This window comes from Acidocella sp., assembly GCF_052326845.1.
GTDB lineage: Bacteria > Pseudomonadota > Alphaproteobacteria > Acetobacterales > Acetobacteraceae > Acidocella.
The window spans coordinates 1-6,495 of the sequence record NZ_JBKQJR010000156.1; the positions used below are offsets into that span (position 1 = coordinate 1).

10 protein-coding genes are annotated in these 6,495 nt (G+C 65.2%); 3 read left to right on the plus strand and 7 right to left on the minus strand.

Annotation, left to right across the window (positions count from 1 at the left end; genetic code table 11):
• Positions 1-383: 383 nt before the first annotated feature.
• From ACLPJJ_RS10825 to ACLPJJ_RS10840, 4 genes are all read right to left on the minus strand, one after another.
• On the minus strand, positions 384-815 hold the full coding sequence (locus ACLPJJ_RS10825) for a glutathione S-transferase N-terminal domain-containing protein (RefSeq protein ID WP_443590989.1): 432 nt from the start codon (positions 813-815) through the stop codon (positions 384-386).
• Entirely contained in the window at positions 812-1,411 is a 600-nt protein-coding gene (locus ACLPJJ_RS10830) for a TetR/AcrR family transcriptional regulator (protein WP_443590990.1), read from the minus strand. Before ACLPJJ_RS10830 ends, ACLPJJ_RS10825 begins: the two co-directional genes overlap by 4 nt.
• A 244-nt stretch (positions 1,412-1,655) precedes the next feature.
• Complete coding sequence (locus tag ACLPJJ_RS10835) at positions 1,656-2,420, minus strand: quinone oxidoreductase family protein (RefSeq protein WP_443590991.1); 765 nt, start codon at positions 2,418-2,420, stop codon at positions 1,656-1,658.
• On the minus strand, positions 2,396-2,623 hold the full coding sequence (locus ACLPJJ_RS10840) for an alcohol dehydrogenase catalytic domain-containing protein (RefSeq protein ID WP_443590992.1): 228 nt from the start codon (positions 2,621-2,623) through the stop codon (positions 2,396-2,398). The genes ACLPJJ_RS10835 and ACLPJJ_RS10840 overlap by 25 nt, the downstream gene beginning before the upstream one ends.
• 98 nt (positions 2,624-2,721) lie before the next feature.
• On the opposite strand from ACLPJJ_RS10840, the gene ACLPJJ_RS10845 reads away from it, so the two are divergent.
• The gene (locus ACLPJJ_RS10845) at positions 2,722-3,171 is read left to right on the plus strand and encodes a winged helix-turn-helix transcriptional regulator (protein WP_443590993.1); all 450 of its coding nucleotides are present in this window, start codon (positions 2,722-2,724) and stop codon (positions 3,169-3,171) included.
• On the opposite strand, the gene ACLPJJ_RS10850 is transcribed toward ACLPJJ_RS10845, so the two are convergent.
• Positions 3,086-3,559 carry a nuclear transport factor 2 family protein gene (locus ACLPJJ_RS10850; RefSeq protein ID WP_443590994.1) on the minus strand — a complete coding sequence of 158 codons (474 nt, stop codon included), beginning with the start codon at positions 3,557-3,559 and terminating at the stop codon, positions 3,086-3,088. The two genes, ACLPJJ_RS10845 and ACLPJJ_RS10850, sit on opposite strands and share 86 nt — an antisense overlap.
• 56 nt (positions 3,560-3,615) lie before the next feature.
• Positions 3,616-4,155, minus strand: coding sequence for a carboxymuconolactone decarboxylase family protein (locus ACLPJJ_RS10855; RefSeq protein ID WP_443590995.1), 540 nt, complete (start codon positions 4,153-4,155; stop codon positions 3,616-3,618).
• Positions 4,156-4,260: 105 nt separating this feature from the next.
• Between ACLPJJ_RS10855 and ACLPJJ_RS10860 the strand changes: the two genes are divergently transcribed.
• Together ACLPJJ_RS10860 and ACLPJJ_RS10865 are read left to right on the plus strand one after the other, a co-directional pair.
• A complete protein-coding gene (locus tag ACLPJJ_RS10860; RefSeq protein ID WP_443590996.1) occupies positions 4,261-5,166 on the plus strand; it encodes a LysR family transcriptional regulator in 906 nt (301 codons plus the stop codon).
• Positions 5,167-5,229: 63 nt separating this feature from the next.
• Complete coding sequence (locus ACLPJJ_RS10865) at positions 5,230-5,910, plus strand: DUF1223 domain-containing protein (protein ID WP_443590997.1); 681 nt, start codon at positions 5,230-5,232, stop codon at positions 5,908-5,910.
• A 122-nt stretch (positions 5,911-6,032) separates the two neighbouring features.
• Here ACLPJJ_RS10865 and ACLPJJ_RS10870 read toward each other — a convergent pair whose 3' ends face one another.
• Positions 6,033-6,446, minus strand: a complete 414-nt coding sequence (locus ACLPJJ_RS10870) for a LysR substrate-binding domain-containing protein (protein ID WP_443590998.1) — start codon at positions 6,444-6,446, stop codon at positions 6,033-6,035.
• Between the last annotated feature and the right edge of the window lie 49 nt (positions 6,447-6,495).

The window sequence follows — 6,495 nt, forward strand, 5'->3', positions numbered from 1 at the left end:
GAAGACCCCGAGATGCTATCGCCGGAAGAGCGCGAGCGCCGCGCCAAGCTGCTCTACAACCAGCGCGCGAGGCCCGCGCCGGCGGAGTAGGGGGGAGAGCACTTCGCAAAGCGCATTCGCTGCAGGGCCGCTTGTGCTCGCAAACATAAAGGCCGCCTGGCGCAGGCGGCCTTTCTTTCGCGATCAGCGGTTGGGATCAAGCCGCGGAAGCGACGCCTCTCTGAGTCTTGCGATACGCGGCAAACCCAAGACCAGCGAACCCGAGCCCCATCATCGCCCAAGTGGAGAGCTCTGGAACAGCCACAAGGGTGAAGGTCGAGATTTGGCTAACGGGATCGCGTGGCGGCCCAAGACCGCTCGTGCCGACTACCCCGGGCCCAATCTCACAATAGCCGATTGGCCTCGTCGGTAAAGCGGCGGACGGCGTAAGACTGGTCGCCCTGCTTGTCGCCGAGCCTGAGAAAATGGCCGGCCTCGCCGAGCTTCGGCCCCTGATTGGCCAACTGCCAGATCACCCACTGGTTCACTTCATATCGGTGGCGGATGTCCTGCGGATAGAAGCGGCCCGCCTTCTCGGCGAGATACATCAAAATCGCGCCCGACTCGAAAATGCTGATCGGGGGGCCGCCGTCAGCCGGCGCGTGATCGACGAGTGCGGGCATCCGGTTGTTGGGCGAAATCCTGAGGAAATCCGGAGTGAACTGGTCGCCCTTGCCGATGTTGGTCGGCACGATCCGGTAGGGCGTCCCTAGCTCTTCGAGCAGGATCGTGACTTTCTTGCCGTTCGGCGTCGGCCAATAGTAGAGGTCGATCATGAGGGCGCATCCTTGCAAGGGGTATCGAATAGAGCCAAAATCTGGCGGACAGCGCCTTCCAGCAGGTCCCGCTCGGGGCGGCCTCTAGCCAAAACACGCATTCCTATCACGGTCGTCAGAAGCAGCCGCGCCAAGTCCGAGGCGTCCCGATCGGGATTGATGCTCCCCTCGCGCTGGCCCGCGATCACGCAACGGCGAAAGAAGGCTTCCAACTCGCCCAGCCGCGCAGCAACCGTGTCGGCGATGGCGCTGTCATGCGGCGCGACCTCCATGGCAGTGTTGACCAGCATACAGCCTAGCCGTTCGCGCAAAGATCGCTCTACGATGTTGGTGAGCAAAACCTCAATCGCCTGGCGCGGCGGCAAGGTCGTTTCGAGATGGCCGATGCGAGCGCGCATATTGGCGTCGAGATATTGATCCAGACAACGTTCAAAGAGGGCGCGCTTGTCGCCGAAAGCGTTGTAGAGACTGGCGGCCCCCAGACCCATGGCCTCACCCAGATCCCGTACGGAAGTCGCGGCGTATCCATGTTTCCAGAACCTCTCCGTGGCCGCGTCAATCGCAGCGGTTTCATCAAATGAGCGCCCACGGGTCATTTCGATTCCTCAATTCTAGAGCGACCGCTACAATATCAACGTCAGCCTGTCAATCGGCCTTTCGAGGTGGACCTCTTGTCCGCATACTCGCCAAGGCCAAGGTCCACGCCGTAGAGATCCAAGACCACGACCTCGTGACCCGCGTCCGTCAAAGCCGACAGGGCTTCACGGGTCCCGGCACCGTCGCAAGTGGACCGTCCATGATGGGCATGCACGATCAGGACCCGTATTCGCCTGTCTCCGATCATGGGGTCAGGATAATTTTCCCGCGGCTGTTGCGGCTTTCCAACGCTCGATGCGCGTCGGCGGCCTGTTTTAACGCAAACACCCCGCCAATGGCGACGAGGATTTCGCCGCGGACCGCCAGGTCGAACAACGCCGCGAGCGCGGATCGCAATGCCGCGGGGGTGAGCAGTGGTGTCAGGGCAAAGCCGGTCACGGATTGGTTCTTGAAGATCAATCCCAGCAGTTCGGAGACCCCAAGCTGGAACTGCTGGATATTGAGCGCGCCGTAGATGACGACCTGTCCCAGCGGGGCCAGCGCGCGCAGGCTCTCCATCGTCACTTGGCCGCCCACCGATTCGTAGATGACGTCTGGCAGCAGCCCCTCGCCCCAATCGGCTTGCGTGTAGTCAACGCCGGCATCCGCCCCCAGCGACTGCGCGAAGGCACGTTTCTCCGCCGTGCTGGCGGCGGCGATCACGCTGGCGGCTCCCGCCCTCTTGGCCAGCTGCACCAGCAGCGAGCCCACGCCCCCGGCAGCGGCGCTCACCAGCACGCGCTTGCCCGCTGGCGGCGCCTGTTTCACCAAGTACAGCGCCGTGAGCCCCTGCACCATCAGCGCCGTGGCCACCTCAAAGGACACACCCTCCGGGACCGGTGCGGCATAGTCGGCGCCGATCACCACATATTCGGCGTAGCCGCCGAGATAGACATTGCCCGCGAACAGCGCGGCGGCGACGCGGTCGCCCACGGCGAACTCCGTCACGCCCTCGCCCAGCGCCGCCACAACGCCCGCGACCTCCTGCCCCAGAATGGCGGGCAGGGCGGGGTCATCGCGTAGCGGTCCTGGCGCATCAGCACGTCGGAGAAATTGACCCCAGCCGCGTGCACCCGCACCAGAATCTGCCCGGGGCCGGGTTCCGGCATGGGGGCGCTGACGATCTCCAGCACCCCTGGGCCGCCAAAGCGGCTGATTTGAATGGCCTGCATCACGTATCTCCAAAAATGAGTGTTACCGGCCCGGATATGTGGTACAGGCATGTTTCTCTCTACAGACATGTTTGTACGATACAGACCAATAGGTAAGTATGAGCGAACTCACCAAGCGCCTGCCCGCCCTGCCAGCTGAGCGCGCCCTGAAGGTCATTTCGGGGCGCTGGAAGGCGATCCTCCTGTACCATCTGTTCGACGGACCCCGGCGCCTCTCGGAACTTAACCGCCTGCTCCCCGGCATTACGCAGAAGGTGCTGATCCAGCAGCTCCGCGAGCTGGAGGAGCACGGGCTGATTCATCGCGAGGTCTTTCCCCAGGTGCCGCCGCGCGTGGAGTATTCCGCCACGCTGCTGGGCCTCAGCCTGGAGCCGGTGCTGCTGGCGCTGTGCGAGTGGGGGCGGCGCCATGCCGAAGAGCTGAACGAGCTCGCCCGGCTGGCCGATTGCGCCCCGGGCGCGCTCAAAGCCCGAGATCGCTCAACCCCGGATGAGCCGCCGGGCGCGGCGCGGCACGGTCCCAGAAGAATTTCCGCTCCGCCGGGCTGATCGGCACGTCGCTGATGCTGGCATGGCGCTCGTGCATCAGGCCATTGGCGTCGAACAGCCAGTTCTCGTTGCCATAAGAGCGGAACCAGGCGCCGGTTTCGTCATGCCATTCATAGGCGAAGCGCACGGCGATGCGGTCCTCTGTGAAGGCCCAGAGCTCCTTGATGAGCCGGTACTCCAGTTCGCGCGCCCATTTGCGGGTGAGGAAGTCGACGATCGCCCGGCGGCCCTGGAAGAATTCGCTGCGGTTGCGCCAGCGGCTGTGCGCCGTATAGGCCAGGGCGACGCTGGCCGGGTCGCGGCGGTTCCAGGCATCCTCGGCCAACCGCACCTTTTGCGCGGCGCTTTCCGGTGTGAAGGGGGGCAAAGGCGGGCGGGACTCACTCATCGGGAACTCCTGGGGAAGGCGGTCTGGCGCGCCGGGGGCGCCAGACCGGGAACATTCTACCCCGCGGCGCGGATGAGCGGGAAGTCCACGTCTGTCTTAGCCACGTTGTTGAGCAGGTTGGTAAAGAAATTCAGCGCCACCAGCGCAGTGATGCCGAGGATCTCGCCGTCCGTGTAACCGGCATCGCGCACGGCGGTCAGTTCGGCGTCGGATACAGCGCCCACGCTCTTGGCGATGGCGGTGGCAAAGCGCAGCGCCGCCGCCAGCTTAGTGGCGCTGGCTTGGCCCTGGCGGAACAGGGCGACCTCACTGGCCGGGGCCTTGGCGAGATTGAGGCCGATATAGCTGTGCGCCGAGAGGCAGTAGTCGCAGCCATTCACCCGCGCCACGGCGATGGCGATGGCCTCGCGGGTCGTGAGATCGAGCACGCTGCCCAGCGCGCCTGAGAGACTGACAAGGCCGTTCAGCACGGCAGGCGCCGCCGCGACAAGGCGGAACAGGTTGGGCACGGCACCCAACTGCTGGCGCACGGCCTCCAGCGTGGCATGGGTTTCGGCGGGGGTTTGCTCAAGGGTAGGAATGGGGAAACGGGACATCAGGGGGCTCCTGGGTTGTTTGGAACAACCTCCAGATAGACTTGCCCAAGGATCAAAATAATGCGGAAAATCTGGGAGTATTATTTTCAGCAATTGAGAGGATGAATGGACCGGCTGGAAGTCATGGCCCTGTTCGCGGCCACCGTGGAGGCGGGCAGCCTGTCGGCCGCCAGCCGCCGCCTGAACGTGCCGCTGCCGACACTGAGCCGTAAGATACTGGCGCTGGAGACGGCTTTGGGGACCAGGCTTCTGCTGCGCTCCACGCGCCGCCTGGCCCTTACCGACACGGGCGCCGCCTACCATGCCGCCTGCAAAAGCATTCTCGAGCAGGTGGCCGAGGCGGAGCGCGCCGCCGCCGGCGCCTATGCGACGCCCAAGGGCGAGCTGACGCTCACCGCGCCGCTCGCCTTTGGCCGGCTGCATCTGCTGCCGGTCGTCAACGAGTTTCTTGCCGCCTCCCCGGAGATCAGCGTGCGCCTGCAGCTCTCCGACCGCAACGCCCATCTCATCGACGACCATATCGACGCGGCGCTGCGCATCGGCGCGCTGCCCGATAGCCAGATGGCGGTGCTGCGCCTGGGCAGCGTGCGGCACATCGTCTGCGCCAGCGCGGAGTTCTGCGCGCGCCACACTATGCCAGACGAGCCAGCCGGTCTCTCGGGCTTGCCCTGTATCGCGTTTGACACGCTGGACCCACCGACCGCCTGGGTGTTCCCGGCGGAGGTGGTGCCCATCCGCCCGCGCCTGGTGGTCAGCACGGCGGCGGCGGCGGTGGACGCGGCCCTTTCCGGGCTGGGGGTGACGCGCGTGCTCTCCTATCAGGCGCAGGAGGGCCTCGCGGCGGGGCGGCTGCTGCGTTTGCTGCAAGAGTTCGAGCCGCCGCCCTTGCCGGTCAGCCTCGTCCATGCGGGCCAGCCACGGATGCCGCTCAAGCTGCGCGCGTTCCTCGACTTCGCGGCCCCGCGCCTGCGCGCCGTGCTGGCCGCCGATGCCCCGGCGGCATCAACATGATGCCTCGACGCGGCGGGCGGGCCTGACGCAAGGTCCCCGCCACTTGCAGCAAAGGACCGCCCAATGAAATACCTGCCCCTCGCCTGCTTCCTGTTCGCCGCCGCCCCGGCGCTGGCCGCCCCGCGGCCGGTGCTGGTGGAGATGTTCACCTCGCAATCCTGTTCCTCCTGCCCGCCTGCCAACGCGCTGCTGGCCGAATTGGCGCGCACGCCGGGGGAGAACATCCTGCCGCTGAGCTTTGACGTGACCTACTGGAACGATCTCGGCTGGCACGACAGCGACTCGCTGGACGCCGCCACCGACCGCCAGAACTGGTATGCGAGCCTACGCGGCTCCACCGAGGTTTATACGCCCGAGGCCGTGGTTGACGGCACAAGCCAGATGGTGGGCAGCAATCGCGCCGCGGTGACAGGCGCCATCGCCAAGGCCGCCGCAGCCCCAGCGGGCAATGTACCGGTGCGCCTGATGACCGTGAGCAAGGACCTGACCGTGACCATTGGCGCGGGGGCGGGCCGCGCGAAAATCCTGCTGGTCGGCTACGACCCGGTGCACAAGACGCCCATTGGTGCCGGAGAGAATGGCGGGGTGGTCATCACCGAGGTGAATGTCGTGCGCGCCATCGTGCCGCTGGGTACGTGGCAGGGTGCGGCGGTGGTGCTGCATGTGCCGCATCCGGCGGGCCTCCGCGCCGCCGTCATCCTGCAAACAGAAACCGGCGCGGTTTTGGGGCTGGCACAGGATTAGGCGCCAGAAGGCATACCTCACCTGGAAGGTCGTCTCCGTCCAAACCGAATCGACGGTGAAGCGCAGGGAGCGGCCCGAACGCTGTTAAGCCGATCTAACGCGAAATGCGGAAGATATGGGAGTCACGTCAGGGCATTCGGTCCGTTCGCCCCGTCAGCCATGAGTTCAATGGCCAAGCCCCTGATCCAGTGATGCCCCGGATGGCTGTGGCTGCGTTCGTGCCAGATCAGGCTGATGTCGAACTGCTCCGCCAGCCACGGCACATCGAGCACCATGAGACGATCGCTTTGGGCCGGCAGCAGCCGTCGCGGCACAAGCGCGACAAGGTCGCTCACAGAGACGATTTCCGGAATAAACAGGAACGAAGCGGCCGACATCACGACATTCCGTCGATGCCCAAGCGCCGCCAGAGCATCGTCAATCGGTGTCGTAAAGCTGCCGCTGGTCTGCCCCCTTAGAAGCGATCCATCTCGCTCTTTGAGCTGCTGCCGGTTTCGTGGACAGTAAGTTAAGCTAGCACGGCCTTGGCTTCGAATTCCATGGGGCTGAGATAGCCTAGCTTGGAATGGCGTCGTCTCGGGTTAT

Coding starts and splice junctions, on each gene's coding strand:
- ACLPJJ_RS10825 (WP_443590989.1), bottom strand. CDS start 815: ATGATCGACCTCTACTATTGGCCGACGCCGAACGGCAAGAAAGTCACG.
- ACLPJJ_RS10830 (WP_443590990.1), bottom strand. CDS start 1,411: ATGACCCGTGGGCGCTCATTTGATGAAACCGCTGCGATTGACGCGGCC.
- ACLPJJ_RS10840 (WP_443590992.1), bottom strand. CDS start 2,623: ATGCAGGCCATTCAAATCAGCCGCTTTGGCGGCCCAGGGGTGCTGGAG.
- ACLPJJ_RS10845 (WP_443590993.1), top strand. CDS start 2,722: ATGAGCGAACTCACCAAGCGCCTGCCCGCCCTGCCAGCTGAGCGCGCC.
- ACLPJJ_RS10850 (WP_443590994.1), bottom strand. CDS start 3,559: ATGAGTGAGTCCCGCCCGCCTTTGCCCCCCTTCACACCGGAAAGCGCC.
- ACLPJJ_RS10855 (WP_443590995.1), bottom strand. CDS start 4,155: ATGTCCCGTTTCCCCATTCCTACCCTTGAGCAAACCCCCGCCGAAACC.
- ACLPJJ_RS10860 (WP_443590996.1), top strand. CDS start 4,261: ATGGACCGGCTGGAAGTCATGGCCCTGTTCGCGGCCACCGTGGAGGCG.
- ACLPJJ_RS10865 (WP_443590997.1), top strand. CDS start 5,230: ATGAAATACCTGCCCCTCGCCTGCTTCCTGTTCGCCGCCGCCCCGGCG.